This window comes from Pseudomonas chaetocerotis (assembly GCF_015712105.2).
GTDB lineage: Bacteria > Pseudomonadota > Gammaproteobacteria > Pseudomonadales > Pseudomonadaceae > Aquipseudomonas > Aquipseudomonas chaetocerotis.
On sequence record NZ_JACFYX020000004.1, the window covers coordinates 246,865 to 263,178 of the forward strand.

General features: G+C 63.8%; 12 protein-coding genes and 2 pseudogenes. 10 read left to right on the forward strand and 4 right to left on the reverse strand.

Annotated elements, in window-relative coordinates; translation table 11 throughout:
• The first annotated feature begins 5 nt into the window (after positions 1-5).
• Positions 6-1,364 (forward strand): HlyD family type I secretion periplasmic adaptor subunit, encoded by a 1,359-nt coding sequence (locus H3221_RS09460; protein WP_160016768.1) that lies wholly within the window; start codon positions 6-8, stop codon positions 1,362-1,364.
• Between the two features lie 128 nt (positions 1,365-1,492).
• Here H3221_RS09460 and H3221_RS09465 read toward each other — a convergent pair whose 3' ends face one another.
• The 4 genes and pseudogenes from H3221_RS09465 to H3221_RS09475 form a co-directional block, all read right to left on the reverse strand.
• Positions 1,493-2,086 carry a tRNA-uridine aminocarboxypropyltransferase gene (locus H3221_RS09465; protein WP_196474013.1) on the reverse strand — a complete coding sequence of 198 codons (594 nt, stop codon included), beginning with the start codon at positions 2,084-2,086 and terminating at the stop codon, positions 1,493-1,495.
• An 83-nt stretch (positions 2,087-2,169) separates the two neighbouring features.
• A pseudogene (locus H3221_RS09470) lies at positions 2,170-3,144 on the reverse strand (methyl-accepting chemotaxis protein); the annotation flags it as partial.
• A 309-nt stretch (positions 3,145-3,453) separates the two neighbouring features.
• Positions 3,454-3,735, reverse strand: a pseudogene (locus H3221_RS25795) (PAS domain-containing protein); the annotation flags it as partial.
• Positions 3,736-3,852: 117 nt separating this feature from the next.
• The gene (locus H3221_RS09475) at positions 3,853-4,746 is read right to left on the reverse strand and encodes a LysR family transcriptional regulator (protein WP_074675036.1); all 894 of its coding nucleotides are present in this window, start codon (positions 4,744-4,746) and stop codon (positions 3,853-3,855) included.
• 279 nt (positions 4,747-5,025) lie between these two features.
• On the opposite strand from H3221_RS09475, the gene H3221_RS09480 reads away from it, so the two are divergent.
• The 9 genes from H3221_RS09480 to H3221_RS09520 all read left to right on the forward strand — a co-directional run bounded on the left by H3221_RS09480 (position 5,026) and on the right by H3221_RS09520 (position 16,137).
• On the forward strand, positions 5,026-5,868 hold the full coding sequence (locus H3221_RS09480; protein WP_196474011.1) for a sugar phosphate isomerase/epimerase family protein: 843 nt from the start codon (positions 5,026-5,028) through the stop codon (positions 5,866-5,868).
• 9 nt (positions 5,869-5,877) lie between these two features.
• Positions 5,878-6,918 carry an isopenicillin N synthase family dioxygenase gene (locus H3221_RS09485; RefSeq protein ID WP_196474010.1) on the forward strand — a complete coding sequence of 347 codons (1,041 nt, stop codon included), beginning with the start codon at positions 5,878-5,880 and terminating at the stop codon, positions 6,916-6,918.
• A 202-nt stretch (positions 6,919-7,120) separates the two neighbouring features.
• Positions 7,121-7,927 (forward strand): ABC transporter substrate-binding protein, encoded by an 807-nt coding sequence (locus tag H3221_RS09490; RefSeq protein ID WP_196474009.1) that lies wholly within the window; start codon positions 7,121-7,123, stop codon positions 7,925-7,927.
• Between the two features lie 100 nt (positions 7,928-8,027).
• Entirely contained in the window at positions 8,028-9,542 is a 1,515-nt protein-coding gene (locus H3221_RS09495; protein ID WP_196474008.1) for an amino acid ABC transporter permease/ATP-binding protein, read from the forward strand.
• The gene (locus H3221_RS09500) at positions 9,539-10,261 is read left to right on the forward strand and encodes a class II aldolase/adducin family protein (protein ID WP_196474007.1); all 723 of its coding nucleotides are present in this window, start codon (positions 9,539-9,541) and stop codon (positions 10,259-10,261) included. Before H3221_RS09495 ends, H3221_RS09500 begins: the two co-directional genes overlap by 4 nt.
• Positions 10,262-10,430: 169 nt before the next feature.
• Entirely contained in the window at positions 10,431-11,390 is a 960-nt protein-coding gene (gene speB / locus H3221_RS09505; RefSeq protein WP_196474006.1) for an agmatinase, read from the forward strand.
• A 79-nt stretch (positions 11,391-11,469) separates the two neighbouring features.
• Complete coding sequence (locus H3221_RS09510) at positions 11,470-12,864, forward strand: YjiH family protein (protein WP_196474005.1); 1,395 nt, start codon at positions 11,470-11,472, stop codon at positions 12,862-12,864.
• Positions 12,865-12,937: 73 nt separating this feature from the next.
• Positions 12,938-14,539: a 5-guanidino-2-oxopentanoate decarboxylase gene (locus H3221_RS09515; protein ID WP_196474004.1), complete on the forward strand. Its 1,602-nt coding sequence runs from the start codon at positions 12,938-12,940 to the stop codon at positions 14,537-14,539.
• A gap of 257 nt (positions 14,540-14,796) precedes the next feature.
• On the forward strand, positions 14,797-16,137 hold the full coding sequence (locus tag H3221_RS09520; RefSeq protein WP_196474003.1) for a purine-cytosine permease family protein: 1,341 nt from the start codon (positions 14,797-14,799) through the stop codon (positions 16,135-16,137).
• Positions 16,138-16,314: the final 177 nt, after the last annotated feature.

A 16,314-nucleotide genomic window follows, 5' to 3' on the forward strand; every position in this document is an offset into this window, starting at 1 on the left:
GTGCGATGCAAGCGACCCAGAGCCTCGGCAACTACTTCAGCAGCCTGCGCGAGAAACGTCAGGACACCGAGTTCATGCCGGAAGTCGAAGGTGCCATTCTGGAGGACTCGCCCTGGCTCAGCCGCGCCACGATCTGGGTGGTCAGCGCCTGCCTGCTGGCAGCGCTGGTCTGGGCGAATTTCGCCGTGCTGGAAGAGGTCACCACCGGCGAAGGCAAGGCCATCCCGTCGAGCAAGGTGCAGGTGATCCAGAACCTGGAGGGCGGCATCGTCAGTGAGATCTTCGTGCGCGAAGGCCAGGTGGTGAACAAGGGCGATACCCTGCTGCGGCTGGATGACACACGTTTTCTCTCCAATCGCGGGGAAACCGAAGCGGATAGACTGGCGCTGATCGCCCGTCTCGAACGGCTGAGCGCAGAGGCCGAAGGGCGCGAACCACAGCTACCCGAGGAAATCACCCGCGACGCGCCACAGCTGGCCGAAGACCAATTGGCCCTGTACCGCTCGCGCCAGCAACGTCTGCGCAGCGAGCAACGCACCTTGGGCGAGCAACTGCGGCAGAAGGAGCAGGAACTTGCCGAATTTCGCTCCAAGGCCCAGCAATACCGCTCCAGTCTCGGCCTTTTGCAGCAGGAGCTGAACATGTCGCAGCCGCTGGTAGCCTCAGGCGCCATCTCCGAGGTCGAAGTGTTGCGTCTGCGCCGCAGCGTGGTGGAAGTGCGCGGCTCGCTGGAGGCTACCAACCTGGCCATCCCGCGCGCCGAAGCGGCGATGAGCGAGATCAGGAGCAAGATGGAGGAGTCCGAGCTGGCATTCCGCGCCGAGGCCTTCAAGGAGCTCAACGAATTACGCACCGAACTGAAGAAGATCACTGCTACCAGCGTTGCCATCCAGGACAAGGTGACCCGTACCACCGTCACCTCGCCGGTGCGTGGGGTGATCAAGCAGCTCAAGGTCAACACCATCGGTGGCGTGGTGCAGCCGGGCAGCGACATGCTGGAAATCGTGCCGCTGGACGACAGCCTGCTGATCGAGGCCAAGGTCCGCCCGCAGGACGTGGCCTTCCTGCATCCCGGGCAGAAAGCCATGGTCAAGTTCACCGCCTACGACTACACCATCTACGGCGGACTCAAGGCCAACCTCGAACTGATCAGCGCCGACACCATCACCGACGAGGAAGGCAACAGCTTCTACCTGATCCATGTGCGCACCGACAAAAGCCACCTCGGTAGCGAGGAACAGCCACTGCTGATCATCCCCGGCATGGTCGCCACGGTGGACATCATCACTGGCGAGAAGAGCGTACTGGCCTACCTGCTCAAGCCCGTACTCAAGGCCCGCTCGGAAGCCATGCGCGAGCGTTGAATACGTGCCATGCCCGTTGCGTGGTCTGGATGAAGTCCGGGACAGGTTGTCGAGACGCAGAACCGCCCCGGATTGCATCCGGAATACGCGCCCGAAGCCATACCCCAGGGTGCGCCATGCGCACCTCGTTAACGCTGGTGATTGCGGATGAACACCTCGTCCCCCATCGCCGCAATCTGGCCTTCGATCAACGCATCGAAGGGCCGCAGTAACGCATCGAAACCCAGCGGCGCCTCCAGCACGTCCAGCGCGGCAGTGATCGCTTCGATGGTCGACAGCGCCCCTTCTGCTGGAGCCTTGCGCAGGCGATAGCGCGAGGGTGCTGCGGCGCTCAGGCTGACTCGCGGCAATGCCATCAGCGACGGATTGAGGTGCAACAGTTTGCGCGCCTTGCGCCAGGTGCCGTCGGGCACCACCAACAGCAGCGGTTTCTCCTTGGACGCGTAGCCTGTCAGGGCGACAGCCTCTTCACCTGGAAACAGCAGGCAGGCTCGATAATCAGGCTGCGCGAGTAATTGCGGCAGATCAGCGAATACCTCACCGACGCGCAACTCGGCATTGCGCAGCCCAAGCGCAGCCAGGCGAGCGGTATTGAGGGCATGACCGACCTCACTCGGGTGCTGCAGGATAAGCACACGAGTACGACTCTCGAGGTCGGGAATCAGCGGACAGAGGCAATGGCCAAGCGGGCGCTGGCAGCGGGAGCAGGTCGGACGAGACATGCCGCGCAGTGTGCCAGAACGGCTCGGGCTCGCGTAGCCCGGATGCAATCCGGGAACATTCCGGATTACATCGGGCTCCAGGGTCAGCGGTTGAAGCGCTCCGCAAGACTGTGCAGGTAATCGGCCATTTCCTCCAGCTCGCGACTGATGGCCGCGCCCTGATGCGCCTGCCCGGCACTGTGATCGGAAAGCTGGGCGATACGAGTGATCTGCCGGCTGATGTCCTCGGCCACGTGGCTCTGCTCTTCGGAAGCCGCCGCCATCTGCTGGCTCATGCTGGTGATGCGCGTCACTGCCGAGCTGATGCCCTCCAGCGCATCGCGAACCGACTCCACGCTCTGCACACTGCCGCGGGAAATGTCCTCGCCCTTGCCCGCCGTGACCACCGCACGCTCGGCCCCTGCACGCAAGTCGGCGATGATCTGGTGAATCTGCTCGGTGGACTGGCGCGTGCGCGAAGCCAGCGAGCGCACTTCATCGGCCACTACCGCGAAACCGCGGCCCTGCTCCCCTGCCCGCGCGGCCTCGATGGCGGCGTTGAGCGCCAGCAGGTTGGTCTGCTCGGCAATCGAAGTAATCACGTCGGCCACACTGCCGATGGACTGCGTGGAGTTGGCCAGCTCGTTGACCGCCTGGCCAATATCGTTGACCGCCTTGGCCATCTGGCGCATCGAATCAAGGCTGCCTACAGCCAGATCGCGCCCCTCACGTGCCAGGCGATCAGCCTCTTCGGCAGCATGCGAGGTGTTCTGCACGTTGTGTGCAACTTCCTGAATGGTCGCCGCCATCTGGTTGATCGCCGTGGCCGATTGATCGGTCTCGGCACGCTGTTGATCGAGCATCTGTGCGCTGGATTGCGATAACTCGGCGGACTGCGTGGCGCGCTTCTTGACGTTCTCGCCAGCATCTTCCAGCCGCGTCAACGCCGTCTGCAGTCGCGCCTCCTCACTGATCATCGCCATATCCAGCAACGCCTGGGCGCCACGGTTGTCGCTGTAGGTCAGCGCCACCAGGCCGCTGGTAAAGGCTTTCGGATGCTCGGCCAGCGTGCGGCGGATCAGCTGCCGGGTCCGATAAAGCTGGTAGGAACCCAGCGCGAACAGCGTCAGCACGATGAAAGCCATCAGCGGCCAGCCAGAGACCACCCAGTGCGCCGCGAGGATCAGCAGCGACGCGGCGATCAGCGGCCAGGAACGCACCACATCGTACGTCCAGTATTCCAGTTTCGGCACGGGTGATTTGCCAGCCCGCAGCCGGGCATAAAGCGCTTCGGCGCGACGCTTCTGGGCCTCGGTTGGCAGTGAGCGTACCGACTCGTAGCCCGAAACCCGGCCGTTCTCGTAGACGGGCGTGACGTAGGCACTGACCCAGTAGAAATCACCATTCTTCGCACGATTCTTGACGATGCCCATCCAGGGTTTGCCCTGCTTGATGGTGTCCCACATATGGCCGAACACCGCCGGCGGCATGTCCGGATGGCGCACGAGATTGTGCGGCTGGCCGACCAGCTCCTCGCGGGTGAAGCCGCTTATCTCGACGAAGGCGTCGTTGCAGTAGGTGATGTTGCTGTTGAGGTCGGTGGTGGAAATCAGGCGTTCATCAGCGGGGAAGGTTCTTTCCCGCTGAGTCACGGGCAGGTTCTGGCGCATCGAGGCTTCCCTGTTCGAATTGATGTTGGTACAGACGTATGGATAAGTACTAGCACAGCCTGATAACCGCGCCAGTTGTAGGCTCTAAGCCTCTCGAAGGAGAAAGACGACCCTGTTTCAGATTTGATTCAGTTGCGTCTTGAGCAAGTCGCGAAAGGTCTGAATCAGCGGCTCGCGAGTGCGCCCCCGGCGCAGGATCAAAGAGAACGGTGCCTGGTAGCCAAATACCGCTGGCAGCAATACCCGCAGCTTGCCTTGATCCGCCCAGGGCTGGGCGTAGTGCTCCGGCAAATAGCCGATGTAGGCGCCGGAGAGCACCAGAATCAGCTGCGCCTCCATCGACTCCACGGTAGCCGCACTGTGCTTGAAACCATGGCGGGCCAGTTCGGCCTGGCTCCAGTAGCCACGACCGACCATGCGCTGCTGGGTGATCAGCTCCTCAGGGATCCGCCTCTGCTCGAACAACGCATGCCGCTCGCTGCAATACAGCCAGTGCTGCTCGCGGTACAGCGGCTGGTAGACCAGCCCGTTCATGCGCGTGGAAAAGGCGCCAATGGCCAGGTCCAGGCGGTTGTCCAGCACCGCCAGTTGCAGCTCATAAGGGCTCATCACCGACAGGTGCAGGTGCACGCCCGGGTGCTCCTGGCTGTAGGCGCCGATCACCTCGGCCAGCGGCAGGGCCGGATCGCTGACAGTGGAGTCCAGCACGCCGAGGTTGAGCGTACCGCGCAACTCGCCCTTGAGCGCCGCCGAGTAACGCTCGAAACCTTCCAGTTCGCCGAGCAGGCGCAAGGTTTCCTGGTGAAACAACTCGCCCTTGCTGGTCAGGCTGAAGCCGCCACGGCCGCGATGGCAGAGCACGATGCCGAGCTGACTTTCCAATTGGCTCATGTAGGTACTGATGGCCGACGTGGAAAGATTGAGTTCCTGCTGCGCGGCGGCGAAGCCCTGATGACGCACCACGGCGACAAAGATCTTCAGCAGTTTCAGGTCGGGTAAAGCGAGGGACATGGCGGCGCACGACAGATGAACGGAGCGCCAGTGTAGCGCCCTGCCCTGGCCTGGCACATCCAGCAAACGTAGCCCGGATGAAATCCGGGACATCGCACGGCGTATCGATAGTTCAGTAATCACTGAACTAAGTATTTGTTCGATGCGATTTAACCCGTTCCTAGGCTGAGCCAACAATGCCGCCATAACCAGGCGCCGGCTCGAACCGCACGCCACCGGGCGCCACACCACGCCCCTTGCCAATCTGCCGCTGACCTTCGCCCTCTCCAGGAGACGGCCATGCGACTGGAAATCTTCCGTACCCTCTGGGGTTACCGCGGCAGTTGGCAGCAAGCGCTCGATGAAGCGCTCGGTGCCGGCTTCGACGGTATCGAAGCGCGCATCCCCGAGACCGCTGCGCAGCGCGCCATCAATGCCCGTCTGCTGCGCGAGCAGAACGTCCCCTATATCGCCACCCTGTTCACCTCCACACCGGTACTGCCGCGCCAGAGCGATAGCCCGCAGGTACACCTCGAAGACCTGCGCATGAAGCTCGACTGGGCCGCCGAGCTGAGCCCACGCCTGGTCAACGTACTGCCCGGCAATGATCGCTGGGCGCTGAGCGAACAGGTCGATTTCTTCGGTCGCGCCGCCGAACTGGCCTTGGCCTGCGGCCTTCACGTCTGTTTCGAAATTCATCGCGGCCGTTCCCTGTACAGCCCCTGGGTCACGCTGGACGTTATCCGTCAGGTCCCCGAACTGCACTTCACCAGCGACATCAGCCACTGGCTGGTGACCTGCGAGCGCCTGCTCGACGACCCTGCCGACGACCTCTCGGCCTTCATCGAGCGGGTCGACCACATCCAGGCCCGCGTCGGCTATGACCAGGGCCCGCAGGTGCCGCACCCCGGCGCGCCGGAGTACGCCGAGGTGCTGGCCTTCCATCAACGCCACTGGGAGAGCATCTGGAGCAGCCAGGAGAAGCGCGGCCTGCAGATCACAACCCTGACGCCAGAATTCGGCCCGGACGGCTACCTGCACCACCTGCCCTTCACCGACGTGCCAGTGGCCGACCTGTGGCAGCTAAACCAGTGGATGGCGCGCTGCGAGCGCCAGCACTTCCACCGTTTCACCAGTCGCTGAGGAGCCGTGATGAACACCAACGCCAAGCATTTCACCGAAATCCCCGTGGTCGACATCGCCGGCCTGTTCAGCAGCGACCCGGCCGCGCGCCTGGCCGTGGCCGAGAACCTGGGTCGCGCCGCCCGTGAGGTGGGCTTTCTCTACATCAGCGGCCATGGCATCGAGCAGACGCTGATCGATGGCCTGCACCGCGCCGCCGAGGACTACTTCGCCCAGCCCCTGGACGCCAAGATGCTCCACTACATCGGCACCTCGGTCAGCCACAAGGGCTTCGTACCCGAGGGCGAGGAGCGCTACGGCGCCGGCAAGCCGGACCACAAGGAAGCCTTCGACATCGGCTTCGAAGTCCCCGCCGACAACCCGCTGGTACTGGCCGGCACGCCGCTGCTGGGGCCCAACGACTGGCCCACTCTGCCTAACTTCAAGGAGGCGGTGCAGGCCTACTACGCGCGCATCTTCCAGCTCGGCCGCACGCTGTTCCGTGGCTTCGCCCTGGCCCTTGGCCTACCGGAAATCACCTTCGACGAGATGGCCAAGTTCCCGCCGTCGAAGCTACGCCTGATCCACTACCCCTTCGACGGCGACGCCCATGATGCACCCGGCATCGGTGCCCACACCGACTACGAGTGCTTCACCATCCTGCTCGCCGACCGCCCGGGACTGGAAGTGATGAACGACCTCGGCCAGTGGATCGACGCCCCGCCGCGCGCTGGCACCTTCGTCGTCAACATCGGCGACATGCTCGAGGTGATGAGTGCCGGCACCTTCGTCGCCACCTCACACCGCGTGCGCAAGGTCAGCCAGGAGCGCTACTCCTTCCCGTTCTTCTATGCCTGCGACTACCACACGCAGATCCGCCCGCTGCCGCAGTTCGAGGCAACAGGCCAGCGCTACGAAACCATCAGCATCGGCGAGCACATGTGGAGCCAGGCGCTGCAGACCTACCAATACCTCAAGAAGCGCGTCGAGAACGGCCAGTTGCAGCTGCCCGAACGCGCCCGCGCGCCGTCCAGCTTCGGCCACCTGAAGCACCAGCCGAGCGCGCTATGACTTTCCCCTCTGCCACCACAGGGGCTCCTCTAAAAACGTAGGCGAGGCAGTCAGTGCAAGGCGAAAACAGGCGAAAAACGACCGGGGTCGCGCTCGACTTTACGAGCTGCAAATGAGCATTTTGAGCCTGTTTTCAACGCAGCACTGACAACGCAGATAGTTTTTAGAGGTGCCCATAAAACCTGATCCGGAGATAAACACAATGGCAACCCGTACCCCGCTGCGCACCACCACCCTGGCTCTGGCCTGCACCCTCGCCGGACTGTTCACCACCGCCCACGCCGCCGAAACGCCCAAGACTATCGCCGGCGGCGAGCTGAAGGTGGGCATGGAAATTACCTACCCACCGTTCGAATACTACGAAGGCGACAAGGTGAAAGGCTTCGACCCGGAAGTTTCGGCGGCTCTGGCCAAGCGTTTAGGGCTGAGCGCCAGCTTCAGCGACATCACCTTTCCCAACCTGATCCTCGGCCTCGACGCTGGCCGCTTCGACACCATCATTTCCGGCATGTACATCCTCCCCGAGCGCCTGGAGAAAGCCGACGCCATCCCCTACGCCAAGACCGGCGCAGCAATCATGGTGCGCAGCGACGCCACGAAGAAACCCGCCACCCCCGAAGAGCTCTGCGGCCTGACCGTCGGCCTGCAACAGGGCACCTCATGGATTCCGGCATTGCAGAAGGTTTCCGACGGCTACTGCAAGGAACAGGGCGCCGGCGCCATTACCATCAACCAGTACCCGACCACCTCGGAAACCTCCCAGGCGCTGCTCTCCGGCCACATCCAGGCGCACCTGGAGATCGACGCCGCCTCGCTGCTGATCGTCGAAAAATCCCGGGGCCGCATCGCCATCAGCTCCCAAGGTTCGATCTACCCGCAGGTACTGGGCATCTATGTGAAGAAGGGCAACGCCCAACTGCTCGATGCCCTGAAAACCGCGCTGGACGACTTCAAGGCCAGCGGTGAATACGCCGAACTGCTGAAGAAATACAACCTGGAAGAAGCCTAAAAAGCAGCCGCAGGCGACAAGCTGCAAGCCACAAGCGAAGGCAACAACCGATTCGCTTGCAGCATGTGGCTTGTGGCTTACGGCTCGCTGGAGATAACGCATGCCGTTTGAATGGAGCTATTTCTTCTCCCTGTTTTCCATGCCGGCCTTCTGGGCCGCGTGCTGGACGGTGGTGAAACTCAGTAGCCTGGCCTGGCTGCTCGGCCTGGTGCTCGGCTTCGGCCTGGCCAGTGCCAAGCAAGCCGCCGGTCGCTGGCTCAGCGCACCGGCCGCGATCTACGTCTGGTTCTTCCGCAGCGTGCCGCTGTTGGTACTGCTGATCTTCGTCTACAACCTGCCGCAGCTCATCCCGGCCAGCGGCAAGGTACTGTCCAACCCGTTCTACGCCGGCCTGTTCGCCCTGGTGCTGACCGAGGCGGCGTACATGGCGGAAATCCACCGTGGCGGTCTGCTTTCGGTAGCCAAAGGGCAGCGCGAGGCCGCCCGTGCCCTGGGTATTGGCCGGCTTGGTACGCAGCGGCTGATCGTCGTGCCTCAGGCCTTTCGTATCGCACTGCCGACGCTGACCAACGAGTACGTCACCATCGTCAAGCTGACCTCGCTGGTCTCGGTGATTTCCCTCAGCGAACTGCTGCTGGTCGGCCAGCGCCTTTACGCGCAGAACTTCCTGGTACTCGAAACCCTCGGCGCCGTGGCCGTGTACTACGTGCTGATCGTCAGCCTGTTCGGCTGGAGCCTGCAGTATCTGGAGCGCCATCTCGACCTTGGCCGGCGTAAACCCGGCACCCTCGCCGACGCCCAGGTGGCCAAGCTGCGCAGTAGCCTGCCACAGATGGCGGCCGGCAACACCCGAGCTCGCAAGCCTGGCACGCCGGCGGCGCTGTACCTGAGCAATATCCACAAGCGGTACGGCAACCACCATGTACTCAAGGGCATCGATCTGAGCGTGCAGCCTGGCGAGGTGATTTCCATCATCGGCCCGTCCGGCTCCGGCAAGACCTCGCTGATTCGTACCGTCAACGGTCTGGAAAGTATCGACGAAGGCGAGATCGTGCTGTTCGGCGAGAGTTTCATCCAGGCCGGCGACCGCCCCGAGAACCGCCGCCAGCGCGAAGGTGTGCGGCGCATCGGTATGGTGTTCCAGAGTTTCAATCTGTTCCCCCACCGCACCATCCTTGACAACGTCCTGCTCGCGCCGCGCTATCACGGCCTGGTTGATACCGCCGAACTGCGCCGGCAAGCCCTGGCGCTGCTGGACAAGGTCGGCCTGCTGGCCCATGCCGACAAATACCCGCACCAGCTCTCCGGCGGCCAGCAACAGCGCGTAGCCATCGCCCGCGCCCTGGCCATGCGGCCGGACATCATGCTGTTCGACGAGCCCACTTCGGCGCTTGACCCGGAACTGGTGGGCGACGTGCTCGCGGTGATCCGCGATCTGGCCCGCGAAGGCATGACCATGCTGATCGTCACCCACGAAATGGACTTCGCCCTGTCGATCTCCGACCGCGTGCTGTTCATGGAAGACGGTCATGTCCAGCTCGACGACTCGCCCGACGCCATCCGTCACGGCAACCACCAGCGCGTACGCCGCTTCATCGGCCTGGAGAACGCATGAACGATATCGCCACCCTGCGCCGCGACCTGGCTGCGGCCTACCGCCTGGCTGCCCTGTTCGGCTGGGACGACACCCTCTACACGCACTTTTCCGTGCGCCTGCCGGGCGACGGCGAGCCGCGTTTTCTGATCAACCCCTTCGGCCTGTTCTTCGAGGAAATTCGCGCCAGCGACCTGATCGTGGTGGACATGCACGGCAAGGTGGTCGAGGGCAACGCCGACTACAACGTCGCCGGTTTCACCATCCACAGCGCCGTGCACATGGCTCGCGACGACGCCCATTGCGTGATCCACACCCATACCCTGGCCGGCATGGCGGTGGCCGCGCAGAACGATGGCCTGCTGCAGCTCAACCAGATCAGCACCGAGTTTCACCAGCGCCTGGGCTACCACGCCTACGAGGGCGTGGCGCTCGATCTGGACGAACGTGCGCGCATCCAGGCCTCGCTGGGCGACAACATCGCCCTGCTGCTGCGCCATCACGGGCTACTCAGCGTCGGCGCCAGCGTGGCCGACGCCTTCTACGTGATGTATTACCTGAACCGCGCCTGCGAGATCCAGCTCGCCGCCATCGGCGGTGGCCAGCCCTGCAGCGAGATTCCGGCACACCTGTCGCAGCATGCCTGCGAGCAGCTGCAGGGCGCGCAATGGCAACGCCAACTGCTGTGGCAGGCCTGGCTGCGCAAGCTAGATCGCCTCGACCCCAGCTACCAACAGTAGGGTGCGCTGTGCGCACCTTGATCATCTGCGCCGCCAGTCAACGCAGCTGGCACGGGGCTTACAGCTTTACTTCAAGCAATTCTGAAGTAAGTTTTTGCCCCAGCCGATTTTTCCCAGCGCCTGGCCGGTCAAGACTTCGGCCACAACCAGAACGAGCCTGAGGCCCCCCATGGACAAGACTTTCCACCAGCCCCTGGGCGGCAATGAAATGCCCCGCTTTGGCGGCATCGCCACCATGATGCGTCTGCCGCATATCCAGAGCACCGAGGAAAAACGCCAGCTCGATGCTGCTTTCGTCGGCGTGCCGCTGGACATCGGCACCTCGCTGCGCTCCGGTACCCGCTTCGGCCCGCGCGAGATCCGCGCCCAGTCGGTGATGATCCGCCCGTACAACATGGCCACCGGTGCAGCCCCCTTCGACTCGCTGAACGTGGCCGATATCGGCGACGTGGCGATCAACACCTTCAACCTGCTCGACGCCGTGCGCATCATCGAAGAGGCCTACGACGAGATCGTCGAACTCGGCATCAAGCCGCTGACCCTGGGTGGCGACCACACCATCACCCTGCCGATCCTGCGTGCCCTGCACAAGAAGTACGGCAAGATCGGCCTGGTCCATATCGACGCCCACGCCGACGTCAACGACCATATGTTCGGCGAGAAGATCGCCCATGGCACCACCTTCCGCCGCGCCCAGGAAGAAGGCCTGCTCGACAGCCAGCGTGTGGTGCAGATCGGCCTGCGCGCCCAGGGCTACACCGCCGAGGACTTCAACTGGAGCCGCAAGCAGGGTTTTCGCGTGGTGCAGGCCGAGGAGTGCTGGCACAAGTCGCTGGAGCCGCTGATGGCCGAAGTACGCGAGAAGGTCGGCGGCGGCCCGGTGTACCTGTCGTTCGACATCGACGGCATCGACCCGGCCTGGGCCCCCGGCACCGGCACCCCGGAAATCGGCGGTCTGACCACCATCCAGGCCATCGAGATCATCCGTGGTTGCCAGGGCCTGGACCTGATCGGTGGCGACCTGGTGGAGGTCTCGCCGCCCTACGACACCACCGGCAACACCTCGTTGCTCGGCGCCAACCTGCTGTACGAAATGCTCTGCGTGCTTCCGGGGGTTCAGCGTCGCTGACCGCCGGTTTTTATTGCTCCGCCCGGGCGCCCCGCGAGGTGCCCGGTACATCCCTACAACAACAAATCAGGGTGCCCAGATGAATCGCGAAGAAGCCATGCCGCTGCTGGATGACCAGCCGCCGGCAGATACCTCCTACAGCCTGCGCCAGTTACTGATCTTCCTGATCCCCTCGCTGCTCGGCGTGCTGCTGTTTCTCACCCCAATCGTTTACGAAGAAAAGGTCACCATCGGCCTCGGCGTCATGGCTGACGCACTCAAGGCTGCCGTCAGCGATCAGCTGCCTGCCATCGCCACCGCCCTGTTGCTGCTCTCCGCCGTCCTCGGCCTGTTCGGCAGCCTGCTCAAGCCACGCTGGCTCACCGAGCGTCGCGCGTTGAACGACCTGTTCGTGTTGCCGTCGCTGTGGCTCGCCCTGCGCGTGTTAGGCGGGCTGTTCGCGGCCATGACATTCTGGCAATTCGGCCCGGAATGGGTGTGGAACGCCAATACCGGCGGCGTGGTGCTGAAAGACCTGGCGCCGGTGTTGATCACCTTCTTCCTGGTCGCCGGTCTGATCCTGCCGCTGCTGACCGACTACGGTCTGATGGAGTTCATCGGCACCATCGTGCGCAATGTATTTCGCAAGATCTTCGGCCTGCCCGGACGCTCGGCCATCGATGCCATCGCCAGCTGGCTCGGCTCCGGCACCGTCGGCGTGCTGATCACCGCCCAGCAGTACCACAAGGGTTTCTACAGCGCGCGGGAAGCGGCGGTGATTGCCACCAACTTCTCCATCGCCTCGATCGCCTTCAGCCTGCTGATCACCAGCTTCATGAAGCTCGACCATCTATTCGTACCCTTCTACCTGACCGTGGTGGTCGCCGGTCTGGCCGCCGCCATCATCACCCCGCGTATTCCACCCCTGTCGTGGAAGCAGGACGAGTACGTCGCCGGGGTCGGCAAGCAGATCAAGGAAGATGTGCCGGCCGGCACCTCGCTGCTGCGTTGGGGCCTGGCCCAGGCGGTGCAGCGCGCCAATGCCAACCCCTCGCCGGCACAGATGGTGAAGATCGGCGTGCACAACGTGGTCGACATCTGGCTGGGCCTGCTGCCGCTGGTAATGGCCATTGGCACGGTATCGTTGGCCATCGCCGAGTTCACCCCGATCTTCAACTGGCTGTCCGCGCCCATCGTGCCGCTGCTCGAACTGTTGCAACTGCCGGAAGCCGCCAAGGCAGCGCCGGCGATGCTGGTGGGCTTCGCCGACATGTTCCTGCCGGCAGTGCTGGGCAAGGGCATCGAGAGCGAGCTGACGCGTTTCGTGGTGGCCTGCGTGTCGCTGACCCAGCTGATCTACATGTCCGAGGTCGGCGTGCTGATCATCAAGGCCAAGCTGCCGCTGAATCTGCTGGAGCTGTTCGTCATCTTCATCATCCGCACCCTGATCACCCTGCCGATCATCGCGCTGATGGCGCACTGGATCGTTGGTTAATCCATTCCCTCCCCTCTCCCCCCAGGAGAGGGGGCGGGGATGAAGATCTCCCGTCCCACACAGGATCCATGACATGACCACCTGCGGCGAATTTCTCGTCAAACAACTGGAAGCCTGGGGCGTCGACACCGTGTTCGGTATCCCCGGCGTGCACACCGTCGAGCTCTATCGTGGCCTGCCATCGAGCAGCATCCGCCACGTCACCCCGCGTCACGAACAGGGCGCCGGTTTCATGGCCGACGGTTATGCACGCGTCTCGGGCAAGCCGGGTGTGTGCTTCATCATCACCGGCCCGGGGATGACCAACATCCTCACCGCCATGGGCCAGGCTTACGCCGACTCGATCCCGATGCTGGTGATTTCCAGCGTCAACGAACGTGCGCGCCTGGGGCTCGGCAAGGGCTATCTGCACGAGCTGCCCAACCAGCGGGCGATGACCGCCGGGGTCAGCGCCTTCAGCCATACGCTGATGAGCGTCGAGGAACTGCCTGGCGTGCTGGCCCGCGCCTTCGCCGTGTTCGAAGGCGAGCGGCCACGCCCGGTGCATATCGAGCTGCCGCTGGACATCATCACTGCCGACGCCACGCACATGACCCTGGCGCCACGGCCGACGGTGCGCCGCCCGGCGCCCAACCGCACGTTGATCCGAGAGGCCGCCGGCCTGCTCAGACAGGCCGAGCGCCCTCTTCTGCTGCTCGGTGGCGGTTGCGTATCCGCCGAGGCTGAAGCCCGCGCTTTGGCCGCTGCACTGGATGTGCCGACCGCGCTGACCATCAACGCCAAGGGCCTGCTCCCGCCGGGTCATCCGCTGCTGCTGGGCAGCAACCAGTCTTTGCGCCCCGTGCGCGATCTGGCGCTGGAGACCGACGTGGTGCTGGCCATCGGCACCGAGCTGGGCGAGACCGACTACGACGTGGTGTTCGATGGCGACTTCCGCCTGCCTGGCCGGCTGATTCGTATCGACATCGACGCTCAGCAACTGCAGCGCAACTTCACGCCACACCTGGCAATCCAGGGCGATGCACGCGTGGCCATGCGCATGCTGCTGGCCGAGTTCGACCCGCGCGAAGCCAACGCGAACAGCCCCGGTGCCCGGCGTACCGCAGCCGTACAGGCGCGCCTTAACGAAGACTTCAGCGGCTGGGCACATTACCGCCAGCTGTTCGACTGCATCCTCGATGCCCTGCCCGACGCCCGCTTCGTCGGCGACTCGACGCAGACCGTGTACAGCGGCAACCATCTGGTCGAACTGGACGGCGCGCGGCGCTGGTTCAATGCCTCCACCGGCTACGGCACCCTGGGCTACGGTCTGCCGGCGGCCATCGGCGCCAAGCTGGCCGAACCTGCGCGGCCGGTGATCAGCCTGATGGGCGACGGCGGCATCCAGTTCACTATCGCCGAGCTGGCCAGCGCCGTGGAGGCGCGAATCGGCATCATCGTGCTGCTGTGGAACAACGCCGGCTACGGCGAGATCAAGCGCTACATGCAACGCCGCGACATCGAGCCGATCGGCGTCGATATCTACACGCCGGATCTTGTCGCCATCGCCCGTGGTTTCGGCTGCGCCGCCGAACGTGCGCGTGACCATGCGCATCTGGCCGAGCTGCTGCGTAGCGCACCCGAAGATCGCCCTTTGATCATCGAGGTGCAGGAGGCCACGCCCTTTCATCCCTGACTACATTGATCGCGGCTAAAGCCCCTCCTACAGAAAGCGGATGACCGTGTAGGAGGGCCTTCAGCTTGCGTAGGGTGGATGACGCTTCACCCATCCACCAACTGCAATGGTGGATGAAAAAGGCGTCATCCACCCTACCCGACTGCACCAACCCGAAGCCCGGATTACATCCGGGCGACGGGCATAACCACAAGATCCCGCTGTATCACTGACTGCCGCCTACTCATACCAATAATCAAGCATCGGGGAGTCGTTCAATGTTCAAGAATCTCAGCCAGCACTTCGGCCAGGATGGTCTGGCCCCAACCGACGAGGCGCATCGCAGCCTCGGTCTCGGCGGCACTATCGCCTTGTGGCTAGGCGCCAACGTGGTGGTCACCACCATCCTCACCGGCATGCTGCTGGTGCCGGATCTGAAATTCACCCAGGCCATGCTCATCGTCCTGATCGGTTCGGCTATCGGCATCCTGCCGCTGGTACTGGTCGGCCTGATGGGCCAGCGTTCGGGCCTGACCACCATGGTGCTGGCACGCGGCAGCTACGGCGTGCACGGCGCCAAGCTGCCGTCGCTGGTCAATTTGCTGACCCTGCTGGCCTGGAGCTGGATCCAGGCGCTGCTGGCCGGCATGAGCCTGAACTACGCGGTGGAGCACCTGACCGGCTACTCCAACCTGCCGCTGTTCACCATCCTCTGCGAAACCCTGGTGCTGCTGATCGCCCTGCGCGGCCACCTGGGCATCGAGCGAGTCGAGCGCTGGGCCGCCATCGGCATGCTCCTGCTGGCCGGCGCGGTGTTTTACGTGATGGGGCAGAAGTTCGAGTTCGCAAGCCTGCTGGCCATGCCCACCGAACCGCGCAACGAGATCACCCCCGGCATCGCCTTCGATATCGTCATCGCCACCGCGTTTTCCTGGATTCCTCTGGCCGCCGACTACAACCGCAACTGCCGCAGCCAGGGCGTGGCGGGGATCGGCACCTGGGTCGGCTATGTCGCGGCAACGCTGCTGGCCATGGGCCTGGGCGCCACGGTGTCGGGCTTCTCGGTATTGACCGGTATGGAGCAGACCTACGACCCCGCCGTGCTGCTGGCCGGTTTCGGCTTCGGTCTGCCGGCGGCCATCGTGGTGTTCCTCTCGGTGATGACCACCAATGTGATGTGCGTGTACAGCGCGTCGCTGTCGTACCTGAACATCAGCCCGAAAACCCCGTTCTGGAAGCCGGCGCTGGCCATCGGCACGCTGTCGATCCTCGGCTCGCAGATCCCCGGCATTCTCGACAACTTCCAGAGCTTCCTTCTGGTGATCGGCAGTGTGTTCATCCCGGCCTTTGCGGTGCTGATCGCCGACTACTTCCTGATTCACAAGGGCGACTACGCGGTGGACGAGTTGCTCAGTGACGACGGCGGCCGCTACCGTTACCTGAGCGGTTTCAACCCGGCCGCATTCGTCGCTTACGGCCTGGGCGCGGTGCTGGCCTACTACTGGGGCTGGGTCTCACCGCTGGCCTGGGGCGCTTCGCTGCCGGTGTTCCTGATCACCGCTGCCAGCTACGCGGTACTGCGGCGCTGGGTGCTGGTGCCACGGGCGCAGCTGGCGTAGCGTGATGACAAATCTGGCGGGTTGCACCCGCCCTACCTGAAACGACTGAGCCTGACTCACTCTCGTAGGGTGCGCCGCGCGCACCCGCTTGTAGTCCGGGACAGCACGATGATCGGTGCGCACGGCGCACCCTACGGGCCTGACGCATCAGCGGTGAGAGTCGCGCCTCACGGCGAA